At 68.4% G+C, this 25,527-nt stretch carries 14 protein-coding genes; all 14 read right to left on the reverse strand.

Annotated elements, in window-relative coordinates; translation table 11 throughout:
* Positions 1 to 528: 528 nt before the first annotated feature.
* Positions 529 to 2,730: a type II secretion system secretin GspD gene (gene gspD / locus AC5P6X_RS14290; protein ID WP_099605812.1), complete on the reverse strand. Its 2,202-nt coding sequence runs from the start codon at positions 2,728 to 2,730 to the stop codon at positions 529 to 531.
* 9 nt (positions 2,731 to 2,739) lie between these two features.
* The gene (locus AC5P6X_RS14295) at positions 2,740 to 3,534 is read right to left on the reverse strand and encodes a type II secretion system protein, XpsN-like (protein WP_099605811.1); all 795 of its coding nucleotides are present in this window, start codon (positions 3,532 to 3,534) and stop codon (positions 2,740 to 2,742) included.
* Complete coding sequence (gene gspM / locus AC5P6X_RS14300; RefSeq protein WP_010482015.1) at positions 3,524 to 4,237, reverse strand: type II secretion system protein GspM; 714 nt, start codon at positions 4,235 to 4,237, stop codon at positions 3,524 to 3,526. The genes AC5P6X_RS14295 and gspM overlap by 11 nt, the downstream gene beginning before the upstream one ends.
* Positions 4,212 to 5,357 carry a PilN domain-containing protein gene (locus tag AC5P6X_RS14305; RefSeq protein WP_099605810.1) on the reverse strand — a complete coding sequence of 382 codons (1,146 nt, stop codon included), beginning with the start codon at positions 5,355 to 5,357 and terminating at the stop codon, positions 4,212 to 4,214. The genes gspM and AC5P6X_RS14305 overlap by 26 nt, the downstream gene beginning before the upstream one ends.
* Positions 5,354 to 6,217 (reverse strand): type II secretion system minor pseudopilin, encoded by an 864-nt coding sequence (locus AC5P6X_RS14310; RefSeq protein ID WP_005408029.1) that lies wholly within the window; start codon positions 6,215 to 6,217, stop codon positions 5,354 to 5,356. The genes AC5P6X_RS14305 and AC5P6X_RS14310 overlap by 4 nt, the downstream gene beginning before the upstream one ends.
* Positions 6,214 to 6,846, reverse strand: coding sequence for a type II secretion system protein J (locus tag AC5P6X_RS14315; protein ID WP_012479114.1), 633 nt, complete (start codon positions 6,844 to 6,846; stop codon positions 6,214 to 6,216). Before AC5P6X_RS14315 ends, AC5P6X_RS14310 begins: the two co-directional genes overlap by 4 nt.
* Positions 6,843 to 7,268 (reverse strand): type II secretion system protein XpsI, encoded by a 426-nt coding sequence (xpsI, locus tag AC5P6X_RS14320; RefSeq protein WP_005408027.1) that lies wholly within the window; start codon positions 7,266 to 7,268, stop codon positions 6,843 to 6,845. The genes AC5P6X_RS14315 and xpsI overlap by 4 nt, the downstream gene beginning before the upstream one ends.
* Complete coding sequence (gene xpsH, locus AC5P6X_RS14325; protein ID WP_005412202.1) at positions 7,265 to 7,759, reverse strand: type II secretion system protein XpsH; 495 nt, start codon at positions 7,757 to 7,759, stop codon at positions 7,265 to 7,267. Before xpsH ends, xpsI begins: the two co-directional genes overlap by 4 nt.
* A gap of 6 nt (positions 7,760 to 7,765) precedes the next feature.
* Positions 7,766 to 8,209 carry a type II secretion system major pseudopilin GspG gene (gene gspG, locus AC5P6X_RS14330; protein WP_004142831.1) on the reverse strand — a complete coding sequence of 148 codons (444 nt, stop codon included), beginning with the start codon at positions 8,207 to 8,209 and terminating at the stop codon, positions 7,766 to 7,768.
* Positions 8,210 to 8,258: 49 nt separating this feature from the next.
* Positions 8,259 to 9,479: a type II secretion system protein XpsF gene (xpsF, locus tag AC5P6X_RS14335; protein ID WP_049451368.1), complete on the reverse strand. Its 1,221-nt coding sequence runs from the start codon at positions 9,477 to 9,479 to the stop codon at positions 8,259 to 8,261.
* Positions 9,480 to 9,503: 24 nt separating this feature from the next.
* A complete protein-coding gene (gspE, locus tag AC5P6X_RS14340) occupies positions 9,504 to 11,225 on the reverse strand; it encodes a type II secretion system ATPase GspE (protein WP_005408024.1) in 1,722 nt (573 codons plus the stop codon).
* 137 nt (positions 11,226 to 11,362) lie between these two features.
* Entirely contained in the window at positions 11,363 to 13,255 is a 1,893-nt protein-coding gene (locus tag AC5P6X_RS14345; protein ID WP_049451366.1) for a S8 family serine peptidase, read from the reverse strand.
* A gap of 157 nt (positions 13,256 to 13,412) precedes the next feature.
* Positions 13,413 to 20,594 carry an ESPR-type extended signal peptide-containing protein gene (locus tag AC5P6X_RS14350; protein WP_049451365.1) on the reverse strand — a complete coding sequence of 2,394 codons (7,182 nt, stop codon included), beginning with the start codon at positions 20,592 to 20,594 and terminating at the stop codon, positions 13,413 to 13,415.
* Positions 20,595 to 21,033: 439 nt separating this feature from the next.
* Positions 21,034 to 24,918 carry a phosphoribosylformylglycinamidine synthase gene (gene purL, locus AC5P6X_RS14355; protein ID WP_176414785.1) on the reverse strand — a complete coding sequence of 1,295 codons (3,885 nt, stop codon included), beginning with the start codon at positions 24,916 to 24,918 and terminating at the stop codon, positions 21,034 to 21,036.
* Between the last annotated feature and the right edge of the window lie 609 nt (positions 24,919 to 25,527).

Below are 25,527 nucleotides of genomic sequence, written 5' to 3' on the forward strand. Positions count from 1 at the left end.
CTTCGCAAGCAAAGCGCCCTCACCCATGTAAGCTCGGTCGCCGCTTGCTCGTGTGCGCTGTCCTGCGCACACGGCAAGACCGGGGTTGGGCGTCCTGCCCAACCCGCCCGAGGCATGCCTCGGGCCCATGCGGCTCACGCCCCCACAACCGGACCCACCCCGCCTTCGACAGTTTTCCGCGACCTCTCGGCCTTAACTTCTGTAGAGCCGAGCCATGCTCGGCTCAGATCTCACAGATATCGAAATATTCGATTTCGATGGAGAGTCATCCACGCATGGCGTGGATCGTGTCGACCAAGGTCGACACCTGCCAACAGCAGCAGGAAACTGTCGAAGGCGGGGCACTGTGGGTTTGCGGGGTGTGAGCCGCATGGATGCGGCGACCAAGCCTACATGGACGTATTTACGGCGTCCCCGCAAACCCACAGTGCCCCGCCACCCCTCAGTAAACCCGCTGTTGCCGTTGCTCTGGCTCTTGCTCCGGCTCTGGCCTCTGCGGGTGCCGGGCGCAGCCCGGCCGTAAACCCCTTACTTCTTTGCGCGCGGCTGGTTCAGCGGTTCCATCGCGCGGAAGCGCTGGCTGTACTCGTCGGTCAGATTCCGCGCTTCCTGCCCGTTGCGCACGATGCTCGGGGTCAGCAGCACGATCACCTCCGAACGGCGGCTGGTGCGGCTCTTCTGCCCGAACAGCGCGCCCACCACCGGAATCCGGCTCAGGCCGGGAATGCCGCTGCTGCCATCGGTGGCCGTATCGGTGATCAGGCCGGCCAGCATGATGGTGTCGCCGCTCTGCACCGCCGCTTCGGTCGACAGCTTCTTGGTGGAAATCCGCGGGTTGCAGTTGCGCTCCTGCGGGTTGCAGTTCTCCGGTACGTTCGAGGCGCTGCTCACTTCCTGCACGATGTCGAGGAACACCGTGCCATCGCGGGTCACGCGCGGGCGCACCTTCAGGATCACGCCGGTGTCGATGTACTGCACCGAGCTGTAGCTGCTGGTGCCGATGCCGGTGTTCACCGTAGTCGTGTTGATCGGCACCTTGTCGCCCACGTTGAGCGTGGCCTCGGCGTTGTTGCGCACGAACACCGAGGGGGTCTGCAGCAGGCGTACATCGGTAACCTTGTCCAGCGCGCTCACCACCGCCGCACCATTGTGACCGGTAAACGCCCAGCCCAGGCCTTCGCCACCGGTCGCGGCACCGGCGAAGCTGCTCCAGGAGCCACCCGCTGCTGCCGGCAGGGTCACGCCGCCCAAGGCTCCCGTCAGTGCACGCCCGGCCACGGCATTGTCGAAGAACCAGTTCACGCCGTACTTCAGGTCACCGTCCAGCGAGACTTCGGCCACCTGCGCTTCGATGTGCACCTGCAGCGGCATCACGTCCAGCTTCTCGATCACCTCGCGGATCGAGCGCCAGGCCTGCGGGGTCGAGCGCACCAGCAGGGTATTGGTTTCCTCCACCGCCGACACGCCCACGCGATCGCCCTCCACTTCCAGGCTGACGCTGACGTTGCCGGACTGGCGCTGCGGCAGGTTCATGCTGCCGTTGCCGGCACCACTGGAACCGCTGCCCGGGGTCGAGCCGAAACTGCTGTTGTTGTTGCTGTCCATGCCACGGTCGCCGTCGCTGCCCAGCTGCGACGGCATCGCACCCGGGGCCAGCGAGGCCGGGCTGGAACCGCCACGGTTGCCGCTGCTGGCGAAGGCTTCACTGAGCCGTTCGGCCAGGTCACGCGCCTTGATGTAGCGCAGCTCGTAGGAGAACAGGCGGGCACTGCCACCGGCCGTATCAATGCGGTCCAGCCACTGCTGGATCTGGTCCAGGTAGCGCACCTGCGGGGTGATCACCAGCACCGCGTTGGCGTTTTCCAGGGGCAGGAAGCGGAACATGCCGGCGCTGGGCGTCTTGCTCTCCTCGCCGAACACTTTCTCCAGGTCGGCAGCCACCTGTTCGGCCTTGCCCGACTGGATCGGGAACACGCCCACCGACATGCCCGACAGCCAGTCGACGTCGAAGATCTCGACGGTGCGCATGTAGTTTTCCAGCTCGGCGCGGGTACCACCCAGGGTGATCACATTGCGGCCGCTGTCGACGTTGACGATGGCATTGGGCCGCGCATACGGCTCCAGTACCTTCTTCATTTCGGTGGCGGAGATGAACTGCAGCGGGATGACCCGTACCTCGAAGCCTCGCGCACTGGCAGCGGGCGCCGTGCTCGGCGCGACCGTACCGGCCAGCGCCTGGTCGGCGGCGACGATGTTGTAGCGGCCACCGCTGTAGACCATGCGTGCGTTGTTCCAGCCCAGCACCATCTCCAGCAGGTTCAACGCCTGCGCCGGCGACACCGGCTTGGGCGTGGCCAGGGTGACCGTGCCCTGCACCCCCGGTGCGATCACGTAGTTCTGGCCCAGCATGTCACCGAGGATGGCCTTGACCACCGCATGCACCGATTCGCCTTCGAAATTGAAGGTTGCTTCACCGGTGCTGGCACCATGCAGTGCCGGTGCCGGTGCGCGTGCTGCTTCGCGGTTGATCATGGTGCCGGTGCCACGGCGGATCACTGCCTGCGGAGCGCCCTGGGCATCACGGGCAGCATCCGCGGCGACATCGGCCGCCTGGCCGGCCTCGGCGGTGGGCGACAGATTGCCCTTGCGCTGCACATGCGGCGCGGACACGGTGCTGCAGCCGACCAGCAGCGCGAGGGCAAAGGACCAGGGAAGGAAACGCAGGCTCATGCATTCACTCTATCGGTTGGTGCCATCGCCCGGGGGCGGCGACGGTTGTTGCTGCTGTTGTTGTTGCTGCAGTTGGCGGCGACGGGCCTGGATGCGTTCGCGGATGGCCTGCATCTGCGCTTCGCTGGGGCCGTTGTTGGTGGCAGGCGGTGTGGCGGCCGACGCAGCCGAGGGCGCGTGCGTACTGGCAGCAGGCGACGGCGATGGGGTTGCCGCAGCCGGCGGCGGTGTCGGCGGAGCACCTGCCGGGGGCGGCACAACGATCGCACCTGCCGGCGGCGCACCGTTGGCGCCGCGCAGCACGGTCGGCGGCTCACCGCCCTGGCCGTTGAAGACCGCCAGTTCCAGCACCTGATTGCCACCGGGGCCGATCACGGTGGCCTGGCGCGGCTGCAGTGCCACCAGCTGCCAGCCGTCGACGGCTTCACCGTTGAGGCGCAGGCGCAACGAACGGTTCTGTTCGGTGGTGAAGGTGGCCATGCCGAAGTCGCCGGTCAGCAGCACGCCGGTCAGGCGCAGCGCGGCGCTGGCGGCAGGCTCGCTGCCACCGAGCAGGTAGGGCTTCGGCCTGCGGTCCTCGGCGAACAGCGGTCGCTCGCCGATGGCACTGTAGCTGTCGGCGCTGGCCATGCGTTCTGCGGCCAACGGCGGCAGCACCGGCAACGAAGGCACCACATCGGCATCGCCATCCGCACCTGGCAGCTGGCTGCCCAGGCCGAAGCCGGTGGCCAGCCAGACCGCTGCCGCCCAGCCGGCCAGTGCCAGCAGGAAACCGGTGCGCAGGCTGATCTGCTCAAGCTTCATCAGCCACCTCCTGCCCCTCTTCCGGCACCGCCGGTGAGGGTGCCGGTGCAGCCGAAGGCGGTTGCGGCGCCGCGCCCGGCTCGGCTGCAGGTGCCGGCGCAGCGCCATCGGCAGCGGCACCGGGCAGCAGGTAGCCGGCCAGTTCGAACGACACGTCCAGGCCCAGCCCGGATTCATTCGGCGACTGCTGGAAGCGCTGCGCGATCAGGTTGAGGTTGTCGACGAACAGGCGCGGGCTGCCGGTTTCCAGGCTGTGCAGCACCGTGGCCAGTTCGGCCACACCGCAACGCAGGCGCACCTGCATGGCAACGCGCACGAACTCGGCGTCACGACGGTTGTCGGTCAGTGGCGTGCGGTTGCTGATGGTGCAACTGCGGTTGCCCGGGCTGGCCATCGCCACCGCATCCTGCAGCTTCGCGCCGAGCGCAGCGGCTGCAGCTTCGGCGGTGGCTTCACGCAGGAAGCCCGGCCGCTGCTGCAGTGCCTCGCGGGTGGCGCGCAGGCGTTGTTCGATCTGCGGCTGCTGCTGCAGCTGCGCCTGCACGCGCTGTTCGCGCTCGCGCAGGGCGGCCACGTCGGCATCGATTTCGCGCAGCGGCTGGGTGAACCAGGGGTGCACCAGCAGCAGGTAGGCCAGGCCCAGCACTGCCAGCAGCAGCGCCAGTGCCAGCCAGCGGTCACGGCGTGCGCTTGGCATCGGCATCGGCCGCCTCCCGGGTCGGGGCCGCAGCCGGCAAGGGCTGCAGTTCGGCGGTCATGGTGAAGCGGTCACGGCCACTGGCGGCGCCATCGGCCTGCAGTACGCCGGTCAGATTGACCTTGCGCCACTGCGGCGCATCCTGCAGCAGCTGCACCAGCTGCGAGGCCTCGCGGCTCAGGCCGATCAGCTGCAGGTTGTTGTTCTCGATGGCCAGCTTTTCCAGGTAGGTGCCCTCCGGCAGGCGCCGGGTCAGTTCATTCCAGATTTCCACCGTTCCGGCGCGCTGGCTGCGCTGCTTTTCCAGGAATGCGGCACCGTCGATCAGCGCCTGCAGCTGGGCACGTTCGCTGGCCACGCCACGCGCACTGCGCGCGCTGCGCTCCACCTGGGCACGCAGTTCGTCGGCTGCCGCGCGGCGATTGTCCAGCACCTGCAGGCCAGACAGCACCAGCATCACCACCGCGGCCACGGCCAGCAGAAGGTTCCAGCGCCGCATCGGGTCGGCCTGCAGCTGACGCTGCGCGGGCGGCAGCAGGTTCACCTGCAGGATGTTGCCCTGCGCATCAATGGCATCGACGCCGGACAGTGCATCGGCCCATTGGCCCACGTTGCTGCGCCAAGCCTCGAGCTGCCGCAGCGGCCAGGCCACCAGTTCGACCTGCAGCTGGCCCTCGCCCGCCGCGCCACGTTCACGCACGTCATAGCTGACCTGGCTGGATTCAAAAGGCGTCTGCCGGTCGATCTCGAAACCGACCACCGCACGCAGACGGTCAGCCGCCGCCGCCGGCAGGCGCAGCTGCCGGCGCAGCACATCGCTTGCCGGCAGCAGCCACACCCGCGGCAAGCTGCGCAGGCGGGCTTCCAGCACGCGATCCAGTTCGGCCGGGGACAGCGGCCACGGCAGCCGTACGACCGGTTCGCGGCGCTCCCCCGCCTCACGCCAGACCTGAAGGTGGTCGCCTTCGCGCTGCAGCAGCAGGCGCGCCTGTGCCCAGCCCAGTGCCCACTGCCAACGTGCCGGCACCCAAGCCAGCAGCGATTGCCGCCACCAGCGCAGGAAACGGCCGGCGCCAGGGCCGATCCGGCCCTGTACCTGCCGCACACTGTCCTGCCATGCCGTCATCTTGCTGTCATTCCCTGCTCCCAGCGAAGCACTGTGTAGGACCGCCCGGGAACCCCGCCCGAGCCATTGCGTACCACTGCCTGCAACACCGACCGGCGTCCACTGCCGTCGGTTGCACGAGACTCGATACTATAGGTGCCGCTGCTGCTGGCAAGCGTTGTCGCACCGCCAGCGGTATCTGCGTCACGCTCCTGCTGTGCGCGCTGCGCCAGCACGGTATCCGCATCCAGGCCCAGTGCGGTCAGCACCGGCGCGCTGGCAAACTGGGGATCCGGGCGCGCCTGGCGGCTGTACAGGGTCAGGTGCGGCAGCATGGCCTGGTACAGCGGGCCGCGCATGCCGAGTACCCGCTGCAGCTCGCCCAGCGTCTCGAAACGCTTGTTGCGGGGGCCATAGGGCAGGCCTGCGGCGGCATAGTCGGGCGCTTCGGCACCGCCGCCGGGCTGCAGCAGGCTGTCCTCGTCGCGCCAGTCGACGATCGCGCCGGCCAGCTGGCGGGCCTGCGCTTCGTCTTCACCCAGCGCCTTGAGGAAGGCGCTCAGCAGGGCCACGTCGGCCAGGTTCAGGTTGATCTTGCCGTTCTCGTCCAGCACCTTGATCTCGATGCTGGCGTCATCGAACTGCCAACGATAGACACGGCCATCGGCGCGCCAGGGCGCCCGCTGCGGATCGGCGGACAGGCGCGTCAGCGCGTACTCAAGTCCCGCCCGTGCACGCTCCTGGCCACGCGCATCATCATCCAGCACCCGCTGCTGCAGGTGCTCGACCCGCGCGCTCAACGCGAACGCGCCCACCAGCGCCGTCATCAGGGCGATCAGCCACAGGACCAGTACCAGCGCCGCGCCGTGCGCCCGGCTCATCGCGCTCCTCCACTGCCGCCCGCGCGCGGAGCGACCACCAGTGCAGGCCAGGGAGCGCCCTTGGCGGGCACGATCTGGATCTCCACCAGCATCGGCAAGCGCCGGGTATCATCCCAGCGCGGCATCCAATCAGTCACCTGCCCGGTGCTGGCATCGATGCCGCGATAGCGCAGTTGCACCGACTTGAGGTTCTCCACCAGCACCTCCGGTGGGCGCGGCGGAGTTTCGGCGATACGCTCGCCCTCCTGCAGCAGCACCAGGTCGAGCAGGAGGCGTTGCTGGCCGCTGCGGCCATCCACCTGCAGTGCGTGCAGGTAGGCACCGCCACGGCCCAGATAGCCCGGTAGATCGGCCGCGAACAGCATGCGTTGCTCTTCGCCCTGGAAGAAGATCGGTTCGCGGGTGGGATCGGGCACTTCCAGCGGCGTGCGCAGCGCACCGGCCAGCTGCCGCCGCAGCAGAGCCTCGACCGCACGCATGCGTTCGCTCTCGGCGGCAATCTGCTCGCCACGCTGGCTCACCGCCATCGCCGAGCGCACGCTGGCAAAGGCCAATGCCAGGCCACCGGCCAACAGCACCGTGGCCAACATCACTTCCACCAAGGTAAAGCCTGCGGCGCGTCGTTTCATCGCGCGCTCTCCAGGTCCGGCGGCAGCAGGCGCAGGCTGCGCCAGCGCAGTTGTTCGCGTTCGCCTTCGCCCCAGCGCACCTGAAGCTGCAGCTCGGCCAGCCAGGGAGCCCCCGGCGATTGCGCCTGTGCCTGTACCGCGTTGGCGGCACGCGGCTCGACCCATGGCTGTACCTGCAGCTCCCAATGGTATCGGCCCTGTTCCCAGTCGCCCTGCTGGCTGCCCACCTGCAATGGCGCGGCGACACCGGCTTCGGCCAGCAGCGATTGCGCATGCAGCACCGCACGCGTGCGCAGCTCGGCCTCTCGGACCTGTTTCGCGCCACCTGACAGGCTGCCCAGAAGCAGCGTCAGCGCCAGGCCCAGCAAGGCGAAGGCGATGATCACTTCCAGCAACGTAAAACCACGCGCCTGCCGCTTCATGGCGCCTGCCACGGGCCGGAGCGGACCTCGCCGGTCAGCCAGCCGACATCGATGCGCCATTCGGCGCCCTCACGTTGCAGGCGGATGCGGCCACCACTGGAGCCACCATCGGGATGGAACTCGATCACGCCCTGCCCCGGCGCGGTGGCCAGCTGCGCGGCACCTTCGAACTGCACCTGCAGCTGCGTCGGCACATCGCCCTGCCGCTGGTTGGCCCCCTGCCAACGGCGACGCGCCGGTTCGATCACGAAGCGCTGCGGCTCACCGCGCGCGATGGCCTGGGCGCGCACCATGCGCAGCTGGTTGGCGATGTCCTTGCCGGCGCTGCGCAGCTGCATGCCGGCAAAGCCGCGCGACAGACCCGCGGCGGTGATCAGGCCGATCGCGGCGATCAGCGCGATCACCAGCAGCATTTCCAGCAGCGACAGGCCCGCTGCGCGCCTGCCGTGCAGGCGCGGGCGAGGCAGCCGGCGCGGCAGGAAATGCGTCATGCCCGGTTACGGCTGGTAGCGGATGTCAGCGTCGACGCTGCTGCCGCCGGCCTTGCCGTCCTTGCCCAGGCTGATCAGTTCATACGGCTGGCCTTCGCCCGGCGCGCGGTACTCCAGCGCGTGGCCCCACGGGTCATTCAGGTCGGCCGGCTTGGCGTACGGGCCCAGCCAGCCGCCGACACCTGCCGGTGCGGTCACCAGATCGTTGAGCGAGCCAGGCAGCTTGCCGGTATCGATCTGGTAGTTGTCGACCTTGGAGGCAACGGTCTGCACCTGGGCCTTGGCGATGTTCGCCTTGCCACGGTCGGCACCGCCCAGCACGCGGCTGGCGACCAGGGTCAGCACCGCGCCGATCAGCACGATGACGATGATGATCTCCAGCAGGCTCATGCCCGACTGGTTGCGCGCGGCAGTGAAGGAAAGGCGGATCGGTCGACGGGAAGCAATCATGGTCGGTCCTTTCAGTTGCGGAGTGTCGGGGTTGCGTAGGGAGCCATCGTCAGCCGATGGCATTGGTCAGGTCGTACAACGGCACCAGCACGGCGACGATCACCGCACCGACCACCGAGGCCAGCACCAGGGTGATCGCCGGCACCATCGCGGCCAACAGGCGGTCGATGCGACGGGCGCTGTCCTGTTCAAACGTGTCGGCAGCTTTCAGCAGCATGGTATCGAGGGCACCGGATTCCTCGCCGACCTGGATCATCTGCAGGGCCAGGCGTGGGAAACGCTTGCCGCGCGACAGTGCCAGCGACAGGCCGGCACCGTTCTTCACTTCGTCGGCGGCCGCTTCCACATCAGCGGCCAGCGCGCGGTTGCCCAGCACGTTGCGTGCGATGCCCAGCGCCCCGAGCAGCGGCACGCCATTGCGCAGCAGGGTGCCCAGCGTGCGCGCCAGCCGCGCGGTTTCCAGTTCGGCCAGCAGGCGGCCGATGCCGCGACGCTGCAGCAGCCATCCATCCAGCGCCAGCCGGAACGCCGGTTGCCGTACCTTGCGTTCGAAGAACAATGCCAGCAGTGCGGGCACCACCAGCAGCAGCACCCACCAGTCGCGCACGAACAGGCCCAGCTGCAGTACTGCATTGGTGAACCACGGCAGCGCCACGTCCAGGCTTTCGTACATCTGCGCGAACTGTGGCACCACGTAACCGAGCAGGAACAGCAGCGCACCGCCCACCACCACCAGCAGGATGGCCGGATAGACCAGTGCGTTGATCACCTTGCCCTGCAGCGCGCGGCTGCGTTCGAGGTAGTCTGCCAGCCGCTGCAGGGTCTCGTGCAGGCTGCCACCCGCCTCGCCGGCACGCACCATGTTCACGTACAGGCGCGAGAACAGGCCGTGCTGGCGCTCCAGCGCGGTCGACAGCGGCGCACCGCCGCGCACCACGTCGCGGATGTCGGTGATCGCACGCCGCGAGCGTTCGTCTTCCGGAAGCCCGAGCAGGATCGACAGTGCACGGTCCAGCGGCTGGCCGGCACCAAGCAGGGTCGCCAGCTGCTGGGTGAACTGCAGCAGCGCCGCGCCCTGCAACGGGCGCTGGCGCAGCAGCGTGCGCCAGCTGCTGCCGCCGACCACGCCGCCATCGGCCAGCTGGGTCTCCATCGGCAGATGGCCCTGATCCTGCAGGCGCGCGACCAGTTCGGCCTCGCTGGCGGCTTCCATCTGCCCGTCGAATATCTCGCCGTGCGAATTGAGCGCTTTGTAGCGGTAGTTCGGCATGTCAGCCCCGGCGTCCTGCGCGCATCAGCTTTCCTCGGTCACGCGCAGCACTTCCTCGATGGTGGTCTGGCCGCTGAGTGCTTTGGCCAGGCCATCCTCGTACATGGTGCGCATGCCGGCTTCACGGGCGATGCGTTCGATCTCGCCCATGCCATCGCGGCGCATCACCGCACGCCGCAGCGCGTCGTTCATCACCAGGAATTCCATGATGGTGGTGCGGCCCAGGTAACCAGTCGGCGCCAGTGCCGAAGGCTTCGGGCGGTATAGATGGATCGGCCCTTCCGGCTGCAGGCGGCGCAGCTCGAAACGCTCGATCTCCTCCGGCGAGGCTTCATAGCGCTCGGCGTGGGTCGGCTCCAGCCGACGCACCAGGCGCTGGGCCAGGATGCCGTTGATGGTGGACGTGAGTAGATAGTCCTCCACGCCCATGTCGAGCAGGCGGGTGATGCCGCCGGCCGCATTGTTGGTGTGCAGGGTGGACAGCACCAGGTGGCCGGTCAGCGCCGACTGGATCGCGATGCGCGCGGTTTCAAGGTCGCGCATTTCGCCGATCATGATGATGTCCGGGTCCTGGCGCACGATGCTGCGCAGTGCGTTGGCGAAGTCCAGGCCGATCTGCGGCTTGGCCTGGATCTGGTTGATGCCCTCGATCTGGTACTCGACCGGATCTTCCACCGTGATGATCTTGACGTCGGCGGTGTTGAGCTGGCTCAGCGCGGTGTACAGCGTGGTGGTCTTGCCCGAACCGGTCGGGCCTGTGACCAGCAGGATGCCGTGCGGTTGTTCCAGCACTTTGCGGAACTGCGGCAGGAACGCATCGGTAAAGCCGAGACGATGGAAATCGAACACCACCGTTTCGCGGTCGAGCAGGCGCATCACCACGCTCTCGCCGTGCGCGGTCGGCACCGTGCTCACGCGCAGGTCCAGCTCCTTGCCCTGCACGCGCAGCATGATGCGGCCATCCTGCGGCAGGCGGCGCTCGGCGATGTTGAGGCGGGCCATGATCTTGATGCGGCTGATCACCGCTGCGGTGAGGTTGGCCGGCGGGCTTTCGCCTTCCACCAGCACGCCGTCGACGCGGTAACGCACCTTCAGCCGGCTTTCGAACGGCTCGACGTGGATGTCCGAAGCGCGCAGTTCCACCGCACGCTGGATCACCAGGTTGACCAGGCGGATCACCGGCGCTTCCGAGGCCAGGTCGCGCAGGTGCTCGATATCGTCGACCGCGCCGCCCTCGCCGTCTGCGGTTTCAACAATCGCGCCCATCGCGCTGCGGCCCTGGCCGAACCAGCGCTCGACCAGATCATCGATCTCCGCACGCATGCCCAGCACCGGGGTCACCGGTACGCCAAGTGCCAGCTGCACAGCCTGCTGCGGATAGGGATCGTGGGCATCGGCCAGCCACAGCCGTACACCCTGTTCATCCAGCGCCAGCGGGCATACATGGAACTGTTTGAGGAAACGCAGGGACAGAGGCAGGCCCTCGGCCAGACCCTGGGGCGGTGAATCCGGCAGCTGCTTGCCATCCAGCAGCGGCAGGCCCAGCACCTCGGCGCTGGCCTGCGCCTGGTCACGTTCGGACACCAGCCCCAGCCGCACCAGCAGGCCAAGCAGGCTGCCGCCGGCCTCCGCGTGCAGCGGCCGTGCCCGTGCAAGATCGCTCTCCTTGAGGCGGCCACGCGCCAACAACGCATCCAGGATGCGGCCTTCAGCGTCGTCGGCAGCGGTTGCAGCAAGGGCGTTCACGTGACTCTCCTGTCAATCGGCTCGACTTTAGCAGTTACGTCGTGATTTCCGTCGCCCCGCCGCCCGCTTTCGTAAAAAGACGAAGCCCGTCACATGCGGGTGACGGGCTTCGGCCATTCAACTACCGCACTGCGCGCTTACTGCGTGGCGAGAATGCTCACACCGCTGTAAGCCGCCTCGCCCACCACCTTGATGTAGTAGGTGCCGGCAGTCGGTGCCGTCACCCGCACCGTTTCCGAGGTGCCCGGACGGGTCGAGCGCGCATCGTTGTCGGTGGCACTCGGCTCGCGGCCCTTGGCCAGGTAGACCGACACGTTGCCGGTGCCACCATAGGTGATGACGCTGAGCTGCTTGCCTGCCGCAGCTTCGAAGCTGTAAAGCACGCTGCTGCCGGCGGCACCACTCAACCCGCCGATGGCCACCTTGTTGGTCAGCGGCTTGGCCACCGGCCCGCAGCTCTCGGTGCACGGCTCTTCCAGGGCCTTGTCCAGCGCGGCCTTGGCATCGACGATGCCGGTACCGATCGGGGTGGCGGACGGGATGCTGACCGGGAACGGACGTGCCGTTTCCTTCAGCAGGGTACGCATGCCCGCCGGCGCGAGCGGGTCGCGGTTGGCGGCGATCAGCGCGCTCTGCACCAGCGCGGCGACGGCAGCCACATGCGGTGCCGCCATCGACGTGCCGGCCTTGCCGCCAAGGGTGTAACCCTCGGTGGAACCGGCTGCCGGCGGCGACGTCTTGCTGCTGGACACCGCCTGCCATACATAGCCGTTCGGATTGCCGTCGGTGACGCCACCGCCCGGGCCGGACAGATCGATGCGGGTACCGAAGTTGGAGTAGTAGGCCATGGCGCCGGTGATGCCGGTCGCGCCGACCGAGACCACGCCATCGCAGTTGGCCGGGCGGGCGTTGGCGACATTCATCGAGTCGTTGCCGGCTGCCACCACCACCAGGGTACCGCGGTTGGTGGCACCGGTGATGGCCGCCTGGTAGGCCGGATCGCAGCTGCCGGAGCCGCCCAGGCTCATGTTGATGATCTCGGCCGGATTCTGGTTGGCAGGGATGCCGGCCACGGTACCGCCCGAGGCCCAGGTGATGGCGTCGGTGATGTCCGACAGGGTGCCACCGCAGTAGCCGAGCACGCGCACCGGCAACACCTTGGCCTTGTAGGCCAGGCCGGCGGTATGCAGGCCGTTGTTGGTGGCCTCGGCGATGGTGCCGGTCACATGGGTACCGTGCCAGCTGCTGTCGCGTACCGGCGAACCGTCGTAGCAGGCATTGGCGGTGGGCATCCAGTCACCGTAGTCGAGTGCACCCGGCACGCGGCCATCGGCGGCACGACGCGAGCGGCTGGCCTGGCTGATGAAGTCGTAGCCCTCCAGCAGGGTGCCGGCGGCGAAATCCGGGTGCTCGGGCAGGATGCCGGTATCGAGCACGGCCACCACGATGCCCTCGCCCTGCGAGACGTCCCATGCGGCCGGTGCGTTCACGCCACCGACCGGGTTGTGGAAGTGCCAGTTGTGGCTCTGGTAGTACGGATCGTTGGGCACGAAGCTGGGCGACGCATCGGACTTCGCGACGGCATCCGCACGCGACGACGACGCGGCATCGATCGGATACATGATGGCGTCGGCCACCGCATATTCGACGGTCGGGTCAGCCTTCAGTTCGCCCAGCACCTTGTCCAGTTCGGCGCGCGCGATCCCTCCCTGCAGGCGGATCAGATCGGCACCGATGCCCAGCTTGCGGGCCACCTGCGGGCGCAGCGCGGCACTGCGCGCAGCCGCGTTGGTACCTGCCGGCACGGCGCGGGCGATGGCCGAGTTGACCACGGCCAGCTTGGCGTTCGCATCGGCAGCTGCGGCGCTGCCAGCGCGGTACTTCACGATGATGCCATCAACCTGCTGCGTCTTCGGGCCGGACAACGGCGCATTTGCTTTCAGGTCGGCGGCCTGTGCCAGGCCAACACCGGTCAGCGACAGCACGGCGGCTGCCAACACATTGATGCGAAGGTTCTGCTTCTTGATCACGTCGAATTCCTCTTCTGGGTCATGGATCGAACCAACACTGCGGCCATCATTCCTTGACGACTCCCGGCCGGCCCAGCCGGGATTGCCGTGACCTCCCCCCAGGCCCTCGTTGCAGGTGCTGCGCCGGCGTGGGTGGCCGCCGGCGCGATGGAGTGGCTTACCAGCCGAAGCCGGCACCGACGCCGACCGAGCTGTCGTCGCTGCTGAAGGCGCCGCCGAACGTCACCGTGGCGCGATCGCTGATCGCACGCTGGTAACCCAGCGACAGTGCCGATTCACCGCCCTGGAAGCCGATGCCGACGCCGACCCGGTTCTGGGTACGGATGCCGGCAGCACTGGTGGCCATGTTGAGCATCGCCGCGCTCATCGCGCCCTGGCGGTCGATGCGGCGATCCATGTGCCGCAGGCGCCCGTCGATCTCGCCCTTGAACACATCGAAGCTGTCGGCGACGGCCTGCACGCGGCTGTCGGTGTAGCTGTTGGCGGTGGCCATGCCACGATCGAGCTGGCCCTTGTTGACCGCATCGGTGGCGGTGGTACCGGCCGCAACGTTGGTGACCTGGCGTTCGTTGCCTTCGCTGCCCACCGAGACCGTGTTGGCACGATCAGCGACCGAGCCCTGGCCCAGCGCCACCGCGTTCGCAGCGGTTGCATTGGCACCCTGGCCGATGGCGGTGGACGAGGCGCCGCTGGCCACTGCGCCGTCGCCCATGGCAACCGCGTTGAGGCCCGATGCCGGGGTGCCCACCGGGATGCCCGCGCCCGCCGCCGCAGCGGTCGGCGTGCCCTGCACGCGTGCGCTGCTGGCCGGTGCTGCGTCGGCCGCCGCCGGTGCTTCGGCAACGCTGGCCAGTGCGCTTTCATCCAGGGAGGCACTCATTGCGCGCAGGCTGGCAGCACCTGCACGCGTGCCACCTGCAGTACGGCGATCAATCTCACTGACCTTGCGGTCCAGCGCACCCAATGCATCGCCGACGTTGCTGTAGGTGGCGCCCTGGATCACATAGTTCGGTGCCACGAATACGCCCTGCATGCCGACGCTGGCACCGCCGCCGAGGAAGCTGGCGGCATCGCTGAGCGACTGGAACAGCTGGCCGCCATTGATCGCCTGGCGGCTGCCGGCGGCGATGCTGCCGGCACCGACATTGTCGATGGTGGTGCCCTGGAAGCCGGACAGGGTCAGGCGGTCACGACTGGCGTCGTCGTAGCCGACCGCACTGGCCGCCGTGGTCTCCACCGTGGCGATGCGCGAATCAAAATCGCCCACGCGGGTTTCCACCGCGCCCACGCGCTGGTTGGTGACATTGAGCTGGGAACCGGTCACCGCGTCACTGCTGCCGGCAGCGATGCGGCCATCAGCCACGTTGACGATGCGGCGGGTGGCCGGGCCATCGGTGGGGTTGCCACTGCCCACCGACACAACATTGGCATCCAGCGCACGCGCTCCAGCACCGATTGCAACCGAGTTGACGCCGACCGCACCCGCACCGGCGCCAACGGCCAGTGCGCCGGAGGCAGACACCGTGGCATTGGCACCCAGCGCGATGCTGCGTGCGCCCGCCGCATTGGCCACCGAGCCCATCGCTACCGAATCGGTACCGATGGCGTTCGCGGTTCCCGTGCCATTGGCGCGGAAATATCGGTTGGTGGTGTTGGCGGTGAACGCAACGGCGTCCAGCTGCCCGCGATTCACTGCGTCATTGATTTCGGTACCGTTGGCGACATTGGTGACCTGCCGGTTGTTGACGGCATTGCCGACGGACACGGTATTGGCACGATCGGCCACCGAGCCTCCACCCAGTGCGACACTGCCGGCAGCCGAAGCGTTGGCACTGACACCCACCGCCGTGGCATTCAAACCGGTGGCCTTGCTGCCGTAACCGACCGCAGTACCCAGGCGGCCGCTGGCTTCGGCATAGCTGCCCAGCGCCGAAGCGCCATCGGCCGAGGCACTGGCGCGGAAACCATTGGCCTGCGACTGCGTGCCGGTAGCCGTGGCCTGCGCACCGTTGGCCGTGCTGTAGGGGCCCTTGGCCTGGGCCCCGGCGCCAGTGGCGCTGGCGCCGGTTTCACTGGCGCTGGCGCCGCTGCCCAGCGCAACGCTGTCGACTCCACTGGCCTGCGCAGCATTGCCCAGTGCGGCAGCGTTGTTGCCGGTGGCCAGTGCATCGAAGCCAACCGCCGTGGCGTTGGTGGCCATGGCGTTGGCGCCGCTGCCCAGCGCGGTCGCGCCGTTGCCGATCGCATTGGCCGCATTGCCGGCCGCCAGCGCATTTTCACCATCGACCAGTGCACCGGCCTCGCCATCGGCATTGCCGCTGGCCTGGAACTGCCGGCTGGTCTTGTCGGCGACACTGGCAACGGCGTCGAGCTGGCCCTTGTTCACCGCATCGGTGGCTTCGGTACCGGCTGCAACGTGGGTGACCTGGCGTTCGCTGCCGGCCTTGCCAACGGCCACCGTGTTGTCGCGGTCAGCCTTGGAACCGGCACCGAGCGCAACGCTGTTGCTGCCATTGGCGGTGGCATTGGCACCGAGCGCCGTGGCGTTGCTGCCTGCCGACCAGGCATTCCAGCCGATGGCGGTAGCGTAATCCTCGGTGGCCCATGCACCGGCACCGAATGCTGCCGCACCGGTGCCACTGGCGCGCGACGGAATCAGGCCGAAGAAGGTGCTGCCGCCGATCGCCACGCTTTCCGCACCGCTGGCTTCACTCGACTGACCCACCGCAACCGCGCCGGTGCCCGCCGCCGCGGCCCCGAAGCCCACCGCCGTGGTGTTGGCACCGCTGGCAGCCGAGCCGTAGCCGAGTGCGGTGCCAAGGCGACCGGTTGCTTCGGCATAGCCACCCACCGCTGTGGTGCCATCGGCGGAGGCCGCGCTGCGGAAGCCGCTGGCAAGGGACTGTGCGCCACTGGCGTTGGATTCGGTACCGTTGGCGGTGCTGTAGACACCGCTTGCCTGTGCACGCGCGCCCGCCGCGCTTGTCCCCACTTCGCTGGCGCTGGCACCGCTGCCCAGGGCCAGGCTGTCCTCGCCGGTGGCCTGTGCGGTGCTGCCCAGTGCCGCCGCGTTGGTGCCGGTCGCCAGCGCATCGATGCCGACGGCGGTGGCGTTGGCGGCCAGCGCATTGGCACCACTGCCGAGCGCAGTGGCACCGTTGCCGATCGCGTTGGCCGCATCACCGGCCGCCAGCGCATTGTCACCCTCCACCAGCGCGCCGGTTTCACCATCGGCATTGCCACTGGCCTGGAACTGCCTGCTGGTCTTCTCCGCAGCGGCGGCTACGGCATCGAGCTGGTTCTTGTTGACCGCATCGTTGCCCTGCGTGCCATCGGCCACGTTGGTGATCTGGCGGGTGTTGCCGCCGCCGCCCACCGATACGGTGTTGTCGCGGTCCGCAATCGAATCCGCACCGAGCGCCACGCTGTTGGCCGCGCGCGATTCCGCTGCATTGCCCAGCGCGGTGCTGTTGATGCCCCCCGACCAAGCGCCACCGCCCACCGCCGTGGAGTAGTTGCCCGAGGCTTCGGTAGCCAGCACGCCGAACAGCGAGCCGCCGACGGCGACGCTGTTGGTGCCGGTGGCCAGGCTGCCCTGGCCGGTGGCGGTGCTGTAGGCGCCGGACGCTTGCGAATCACCGCCCAGGGCCACGCTGTTGGAACCCGAGGCGTTGGCGAAGTTGCCGAAGGCGGTGGCATTGAAGGCCGAGGCCTGTGCGTAGCCGCCGATGGCGGTGCTGTAACCACCGGTGGCTTCGGCACCGATACCGAACGCTGCCGCAGCCGTGCCGCTGGCCACGCTCTCGCCGCCGACCGCGGTGGCACCACTGCCACTGGCGTTGCTGAAGTAGCCCACGGCTACGGCTTCTTCGCCGGAGGCTTCGGACAAGGCACCGCTGGCGGTGCTGCCTGCGCCGCTGGCGATGCTGGCCGCGCCGAACGCTGCACTCTGCTCACCGCTGGCTTCGCTTTCCGCACCCTGCGCGGTGGCGTATTCGCCGGTGGCCTGTGCATTGGCGCCTACGGCACTGGCATTGGCGGCGGTCGCCAGCGCGTTGAAGCCGATCGCCTGCGCGTTGCCGGCCAGCGCATTGGCACCGCTGCCAAGCGCGGTGGCACCATTGCCGATGGCGTTGGCTGCATCACCTGCGGCCACTGCGTTGTCGCCCTCCACCAGCGCACCCGCCACATCGTCGCCGTTGCCGCTGGCCTGGAAGAAGCGGCTGGTGGTTGCTGCGGTACTTGCCACCGCATCCAGCTGTGCCTTGTTCACCGCATCGGTGGCCTGGGTACCGGCGGCGACGTTGGTGACCTGACGCTCGTTGCCGCTGCTGCCCACCGACACCGTGCGTGCGCGGTTGGCGACCGAGCCCGCGCCGAGTGCGACGGCGTTGCTGGCACTGGCATTGCTGCCCGCACCCAGCGCGATCGCACTTTCGCCGCCGGCCACCGTGTTGGTGCCGATGGCGATGCTGTTGATGCTGTTGCCCAGTGCCTGGAAGCCCAGCGCCACGCTGTTGTCGCCGTAGCCGAAGGCACCACGGCCGACTGCGGTGGCGCTGGTTCCGTTGGCCCAGCTGTTGTAACCGATCGACGTGGCGCCAGCGCCGCTGGCCCACGCCGCGTTGCCGAACGCCGAGGCATTGGTGGCGGTCGCCCACGCACCGGAACCAAAGGCGCTGGCGCCGCTGGCGGTGGCCCAGCTGTAGCCGCCCACCGCGGTACTGTCATCGCTGCTGGCAAACGCACTGTCACCCACCGCCACCGCATACGCGCCGGTGGCGCGCGACTTGCCGCCGGCGGCGAAGCTGTTGTCACCACTGGCCTTGGCCGCATTGCCGAAGGCGCTGCTGGCTGCACCGCTGGCCTGCGCAGCGCTGCCGACCGCCGTGGCATCGGCCACGGCCGTGGTCCCCACCTGCTGCGCCTTGCCATCTGCACCGATGATGGGTTGGTTGAACTCGTCGTAGGCCTGGCCCAGGCCACCGATGGCGACACCGCCATTGCCGGTGGCCGTGCTGTTGCGGCCCACCGCCACGCTGTCATCGCCGATGGCCGACGCGGCCGCGCCATGTGCAACCGCGCCGGCACCGATCGCATTGCTCGACGAACCGGCCGCGATGGCACCCTCGCCTTCCGCCAGCGCACCGGCATCACTGCCAGCTTCAGGCTGGGCCTGGAAGAAGCGCGCGGTGCTGTCGGCGGTGCTGGCCACCGCATCCAGCTGCGCCTTGTTCACCGCATCGGTGGCTTCACTGCCGGCTGCAACGCTGGTGATCTGCCGCTCGTTGCCGGCACTGCCGACGGCCACGCTGTTGGCACGTACCGCTTCGGAGTTCGCGCCCAGCGCGACGCTGTTGGCGCCGCGTGCCGTAGCGTAGTAGCCCACTGCGGTGCTCTGCGCACCACTGGCCCAGGTCTGCGCGCCAAGCGCGCTGGCGTTCTCGCCCGGCGCATAGGCGAAGTAGCCCACCGCGGTGGCTTCGGCGCCGGAGGCTTCGCTGAGGCTGCCGTTGGCCACGGCACGGTCGCCGCTGGCGATGGCGCCGGCACCCACCGCGGTCGCGGCTTCACCACTGGCCTGTGTCTGTACGAAGAAGCCCAGGCCGGGAATCAGGTCGGCCGGGCCACCAATGGCGACGCTGCTGGTGCCCGTGGCATTGCTCTGCGTACCCAATGCCGTGGAGTAATCACCGATGGCATTGGAGACCGCACCGAACGCCGACGCCTGCGCGCCGGACGCATAGGCCCCCACGCCATAGGACGACGCGGCAAAACCGCTGGCATCGGCACTGGCGCCGACGGCCGTGCCACCCACACCGGCACTGGTGGCGCCGGTGACCACCGGCACGCCACCACTGGTGATCAGCGGGTTGCCGTTGGCATCCACCGCAGCGCCACCGACGGCCACGCTGCCCGGTCCGTTGGCCTGCGCGTTGTTGCCGAATGCTGCGCTGTTCTGGCCCGAGGCCAGCGCGTTGTTGCCCACCGCCGTCGCGTTCTGCGCAACGGCAGTGGCACCGGCACCGACCGCCGTGGTGCCAGGGCCGATGGCATTGGCGGCCTCGCCTGCGGCCAGCGCGTCGTCACCTTCAGCCAGCGCACCGGCATCGCTGTTGCTGCTGCCGGTGGCCTGGAAGCGCTTGGCGGTGGCATCGGCCACCGCGGCAACATCCTTCAACTGGCCAACGTTGACCGCATCGGTATCTTCGGTGCCGGCGGCAACGCTGGTGATCTGGCGGGTCAGGCCATATCCGGCGGCACCGACGGACACGGTATCGACACGATCAGCCAGCGAACCGGCGCCCAACGCCACGCTGCCGGTAGCGACCGCGGCCGAATTGGAGCCCAGCGCGGTGCTGTATTCACCGACGGCCGTGCTGAACGCACCTACTGCAATCGAGGCTTCGTTGGCAGCCGTGGCGCCGCGGCCCAATGCGGTACTGCCGGGGCCCATCGCTACGGCACCGCCACCGACGGCGGTCGCGCCATCGGCGGTGGCTTCGGACAGTGCACCCAGTGCCGTTGCTGCACCGTTTTCGCTGGCGGCGTACGCGCTGGCACCGACGGCGGTATCGCCAAGGCCGAAGGCTGCTGCGCTTTGCCCGACCACCACGCTGGCATCGCCGATCGCCAGCGCGCCCTGGCCGAATGCGCTGGCGCCGATGCCTGCGGCAATGGCCTGGGTACCGATGGCAGTGGTGGCGTTGGCCAGCGACTGCGCACCGGCACCGGCGGCCAGTGCGCCCTCGCCCTCGATCTTCGCCGCATCGCTGTCATCGCCTGCGCCGTCGGCCTTGAAGTACCGGTTGCCGTCGGCGGCCACGTCGGCCAGCGCGGCCTGCGTGGCGCGCGCCTGCGCGTCCAGCTGCGCCTTGTTCACTGCGTCGGTCGCCTGCGTGCCTGCGGCGACATTGGTGACCTGCCGTTCCTTGCCGGCATCGCCGACGGAAACGGTGTTGGCACGCGTGGCTTTGGAGCCGGCGCCCAGCGCCACGCTGTTGGCCGCACTGGCACTGCTGTTGCTGCCAATCGCCACCGCATTGCTGCCCTTGGCCGTGGCCGAGCCTTCGATCAGGCACTTTTCGAGCAGCTTGCCGCTGAATGCCACGCAGGTGGCGCTACCGCCGATCTGCACCGACTGTGCGGTGGCAGAGCCACTCATGCCCAATCCCAATACCAGGCCCAGTGCCACCGCCAGCAGTGCGGGCGTGGCCTGTGTCGCACCACGGCGCTGGTCGACAACCCCACCGCTGCTGCTGTCGGAGGAAGCCAGTTCCGAGGCCACCACCAACTGACCCAATGCTTTGTTCCAGACCTTGCGATAAATCCGATTCATCGGTACGGCTCCTGATTGGACTGGTTTTGGGCAAAGCAACGCCACCGCTGGGCTTTCCGGCCCAACGTCCCCTGGGGGCGTTTATTCGCGTGATTTACTGCGGGGTATTGCCGAACGGCGCGCAGCGACAGAAAACCGAGCGCGTGCGCCAACCGGTTACTGCGAAATGAATGATTCTGAAACGGGGTTCAAGTGTTAACGGCAACTTTGCAGATCGTCAAGACTTTGACACGACAAATCCTATTGCCGTGAAGCAGTTCACTCTTTTCCCTGTTTATGAAAGGATTTTGTTAGCGGCGCGTGACGCAACCCTGTCGCCTGAAAATCCATGTAACTCGCGGGTGCATCAGGATTTTCACACGCGCAAAGAAAAAACCCGCCGATCAACGGCGGGTTTTTCCATACGCAACGGCATTGAAGCCTGCGCGGTGTGGTGCGATCAGCCGCACCACACCCGCGCGTTGCGGAACATGCGCATCCACGGCGAATCACCCTGCCACTCCGCCGGGGCCCAGCTCATGTTGAGCGCGCGCGGGGTGCGTTCCGGGTGCGGCATCATGATGGTCACGCGGCCGTCGCTGCTGGTCAGGCCGGTGATGCCGTCCGGCGAACCGTTCGGATTCAGCGGGTACTGGCTGGCCACGTTGCCGTGGCCATCGATATAGCGCAGCGAAACACGGGCCGCGGCCTGGTCGACCGCGTTGTCGAACACCGCCTGGCCTTCGCCATGCGCCACTGCCACCTGCAGGCGCGAACCGGCCATGCCACGCAGCAGGATCGACGGAGATTCCACCACTTCCAGCAGCGCGGTACGGGCTTCGAACTGCTCGCTGGCATTGCGGCGGAACTGCGGCCAGTGTTCGGCACCGGGAATGATGTCCTTCAGCTGGCTCATCATCTGGCAGCCGTTGCACACGCCCAGGGCGAAGCTGTCCTCGCGCGCGAAGAACGCGGCGAAGGCATCACGCAGCGCGCTGCGCTCCAGGATCGAGGTGGCCCAGCCACGACCAGCGCCAAGCACGTCGCCGTAACTGAAGCCGCCGCAGGCGACCAGGCCGGTGAAGTCCTGCAGGGCGACGCGGCCTTCGATCAGGTCGCTCATGTGCACATCGAAGGGCCGGAAGCCGGCACGTTCGAAGATGTTCGCCATTTCGATCTGGCCGTTGACGCCCTGCTCGCGCAGCACGGCCACGCGCGGACGCGCACCGGTGCTGATGAACGGGGCGGCCACGTCTTCATTGATGTCGAAGCTGAGCTTGGGCTTCAGGCCCGGTGCGTTGAAGGCACGGGCGATCTCACGCTCGGCGTCGGCGTTGGCCGGGTTGTCGCGGCGCTTCTGCATCGCGTGGGTGACCGACCACCATGCGTCGAACAGCGACTCCCAGCGCCATTCAGCCAGGTTCTCGCCAGCCAGCGACACGCGCACCACCGGTGCGGTGGTCGGCTTGGCGATGCGCTGCGCGCACTCGGTCAGTGCATGGCGCTCGACCAGATCGGCGAACGCTGCGCGGTCTTCGCGTGCGATCTGCACCACCGCGCCCAGCTCTTCGTTGAACAGGCTGCGGAATGGATCGTCGCCCCAGGCATCGAGGGTGATGTCCAGCCCCAGGCGCGACGTGAAGGCCATTTCGCACAGCGCGGCGAAGGCACCGCCGTCGCTGCGGTCGTGGTAGGCCAGCAGCAGGCCGGCCTGGCGCGCATCGCGGATCAGCTCGAAGAAGCCACGCAGGCGCTGCGGGTCGTCCAGATCCGGGGCAGCGCCGGCGAACGCCGGCAGGTCACCGTGGTCGGCATGCACCTGAGCCAGGATGGAACCGCCCAGGCGCTGCTTGCCGGCGCCAAGGCCGATCAGCCACAGCTCGCTTTCCACGTCGCGGTCGAGCAGCGGGGTCAGCTGCTGGCGCACATCGGCGACCGGTGCGAACGCAGAGATCACCAGCGACACCGGCGACACGCTCTTGTGCGCTTGGCCCTGGTCGTGCCACTGCGCCTGCATCGACAGCGAGTCCTTGCCCACCGGAATGCTGATGTCCAACTGCGGGCACAGTTCCATGCCCACGGCCTTCACCGCGTCGTACAGCAGCGCGTCTTCGCCCGGGTGGCCGGCCGCGGCCATCCAGTTCGCCGACAGTTTGATCTCATCCAGCGCATCGACCGAGGCCGCGCACAGGTTGGTCAACGCTTCGCCCACGGCCATGCGTGCCGAAGCCGCCGCATCGAGCAGGGCCAGCGGGGTGCGCTCGCCGATCGACATCGCCTCGCCGGCCACGCCGTCGAAGTCGGCCACGGTGATGGCCACATCGGCCACCGGCAGCTGCCACGGGCCAACCATCTGTTCGCGTGCGGTCAGGCCACCGACGCTGCGGTCACCGATGGTGACCAGGAAGTTCTTCGAGGCCACCGTCGGGTGCGCAAGCACGCGCAGGCCCGCTTCCTGCAGGTCCAGGCCCGCGGTCTTCAGCGCCGGCCAGCGCGGTGCCGGCGGGTGTGCGGTATCGCGGTGCATCTTTGGCGGCTTGCCGAACAGCACGTCCATCGGCAGGTCGATCGGCGCCTCGGCCGGGGTGTGGCCCGGCACGGCGCCATAGGCCACCACCAGGTGTTCCTCGGCGGTGGCCACGCCGACCGCAGCGAACGGGCAGCGCTCGCGGGCGCACAGCGCGGCGAACTCGGCCAGGCGCTCCTGGGCGACGCCGAGCACGTAGCGTTCCTGCGATTCGTTGCACCACAGCTGCATCGGCGACAGCGACGGATCATCGGTGGGCACCTTGCCCAGATCGATCACGCCACCGACCTTGGAGTCGTGTAGCAGCTCGGGGATGGCATTGGACAGGCCACCGGCACCGACGTCGTGGAAGAACTTGATCGGGTTGTTGCTGCCCATCGCCACGCAGCGGTCGATGACCTCCTGGCAGCGGCGCTCCATTTCCGGGTTGTCGCGCTGCACGCTGGCGAAATCCAGGTCCTCGGCGCTTTCGCCGGAGGCCACCGAGCTGGCGGCACCGCCACCCAGGCCGATCAGCATCGCCGGGCCACCGAGCACGATGACCGCATCACCGGGCTGCAGCTGGATCTTGTCGACCTGGGTACGGTCGATGGCGCCGAGGCCGCCGGCCAGCATGATCGGCTTGTCGTAGGCACGCACCAGATCGGCGCCTTCCGGCAGCTCGAAGCTGCGGAAGTAGCCAAGCAGGTTCGGGCGGCCGAACTCGTTGTTGAACGCGGCGCCGCCGAGCGGACCATCGGTCATGATTTCCAGCGCGGGCGCCATGCGCGGGTTCAGGGCGCGCGGCGCTTCCCACGGCTGCGGCAGCTCGGGAATGCGCAGGTGCGAGACCGAGAAACCGGTCAGGCCGGCCTTCGGCTTGCCGCCGCGGCCTGTCGCGCCTTCGTCGCGGATTTCACCACCGGCGCCGGTCGAGGCGCCCGGGAACGGTGCGATGGCGGTCGGGTGGTTGTGGGTCTCCACCTTGATCTGGAACGCGCTGGGCACCTGTGGTTCACGACGGTACTCGCCGCTGGCCGGATCGGGGCGGTAGCGCGACGCCGGATGGCCTTCGATCACCGCGGCGTTGTCGCTGTACGCGCTGAGCGTGTGCTGCGGGGTCTGCTGGTGGGTGTTCTTGATCATCCGGAACAGCGAGCGGTCCTGCTCCTGGCCGTCGATGGTCCAGCTGGCGTTGAAGATCTTGTGGCGGCAGTGCTCGGAATTGGCCTGCGCGAACATCATCAGTTCGACGTCCGACGGCGAGCGGCCCAGCGCGGTGAAGCGTTCGCGCAGGTAATCGATCTCGTCCTGGGCCATGGCCAGGCCGAGGCGCTCGTTGGCAGCCTCCAGCTGGTCCACCGGCACGCGTTCCAGTTCGCCGCGGGCGGGCGCCGAGAACAGCGCCTGGCCCTGCTGCACGGTCTCCAGCACTGACTGCGTCATCGGGTCGTGCAGCGCCTTGACCAGGGCCTGTTGCACGTCGGCATCGGCCGGCCAGCCCTGCACGTCGATACGCAGGCCCCGCTCGACCCGGCTCACCGGCTGGCCGGCACCGCGCACCAGTTCGGTGGCCTTGCTCGACCACGGCGACAGCGTACCCAGGCGCGGCACCACGATGCGGCTGACCGCGCCGTCGGCCACGGCTTCTGCCTGCGGCGCAGCTTCGAGGATGCGGCACAGGGTGGCGAGGTCGGGAGCGGCGCTGCCTTCGGGCTGCACGAAGTAGACGTGCCAGGCACCGCTGATGCGCAGGGAGGGAGCGATGGACTGCAGGCGGGATTCAAGACGTTCGCGGCGGAACGGCGACAGGGCGGGCGCGCCCTCGAGGACCATCATGTCCGGGGAACCGTAGTTGGGAAACGGGCCCGACATTGTACCGGAAGCGGGGGAAGGGCTTTGGCCGGGCGGCGCCCGGCACCCGCCGAGGCCAGGGCAACAGCAACAGCAACAGCAACGGCCAAAGCAAAAGCGGGGTTCCCGTGGGATGGCGGGGGGGGGCCGGTGGCGGGGGACGCCGTAAACCCGTCCTTGGGGGCTTGGCCGCGGCATCCATGCCGCGGACACCCCCGCCACCGGACCCACCCCGCCTCCGACAGATTTCCGCGATCTACGGTAGATCCACGCCATGCGTGGATACTCCCCGGTAGTGCCGGCCGCTGACCGGCAACCAGGGAACATCAGAAATCAGGCATTGGAGAGCGCAGCGACCGGCTTCTGCTTTTGATTTTTTGTTCTGCCTTTCGTGGCTGGCCGCGCAGGAACCTGTCCGTGGCCGGGCGGGTGGGCTGCGCAGGGGCGTGAGCCGCATGGATGCGGCGACCGAGCTTACATGGACGTACTTGCAGCGTCCCCTGCGCAGCCCACCCGCCCGGCCAACCCCCAGAAATCCGCTGTAAGCGACCCACCCCAGCCACGAGGGGGCTCCGCCGATGGCCGCCGACCGCG

It is taken from the genome of Stenotrophomonas sp. YJH_SMC_40 (genome assembly GCF_059368615.1).

Excerpts from the sequence above, each read along its gene's own strand:
- xpsF (WP_049451368.1), bottom strand. The coding sequence starts at position 9,479 with ATGCCGAACTACCGCTACAAAGCGCTCAATTCGCACGGCGAGATATTC.
- purL (WP_176414785.1), bottom strand. The coding sequence starts at position 24,918 with ATGATGGTCCTCGAGGGCGCGCCCGCCCTGTCGCCGTTCCGCCGCGAA.
- AC5P6X_RS14350 (WP_049451365.1), bottom strand. The coding sequence starts at position 20,594 with ATGAATCGGATTTATCGCAAGGTCTGGAACAAAGCATTGGGTCAGTTG.
- xpsI (WP_005408027.1), bottom strand. The coding sequence starts at position 7,268 with ATGAAGCGGCAGGCGCGTGGTTTTACGTTGCTGGAAGTGATCATCGCC.
- xpsH (WP_005412202.1), bottom strand. The coding sequence starts at position 7,759 with ATGACGCATTTCCTGCCGCGCCGGCTGCCTCGCCCGCGCCTGCACGGC.
- gspM (WP_010482015.1), bottom strand. The coding sequence starts at position 4,237 with ATGCCGATGCCAAGCGCACGCCGTGACCGCTGGCTGGCACTGGCGCTG.
- gspG (WP_004142831.1), bottom strand. The coding sequence starts at position 8,209 with ATGATTGCTTCCCGTCGACCGATCCGCCTTTCCTTCACTGCCGCGCGC.
- AC5P6X_RS14305 (WP_099605810.1), bottom strand. The coding sequence starts at position 5,357 with ATGACGGCATGGCAGGACAGTGTGCGGCAGGTACAGGGCCGGATCGGC.
- AC5P6X_RS14315 (WP_012479114.1), bottom strand. The coding sequence starts at position 6,846 with ATGAAACGACGCGCCGCAGGCTTTACCTTGGTGGAAGTGATGTTGGCC.
- gspD (WP_099605812.1), bottom strand. The coding sequence starts at position 2,730 with ATGAGCCTGCGTTTCCTTCCCTGGTCCTTTGCCCTCGCGCTGCTGGTC.
- AC5P6X_RS14295 (WP_099605811.1), bottom strand. The coding sequence starts at position 3,534 with ATGAAGCTTGAGCAGATCAGCCTGCGCACCGGTTTCCTGCTGGCACTG.
- AC5P6X_RS14310 (WP_005408029.1), bottom strand. The coding sequence starts at position 6,217 with ATGAGCCGGGCGCACGGCGCGGCGCTGGTACTGGTCCTGTGGCTGATC.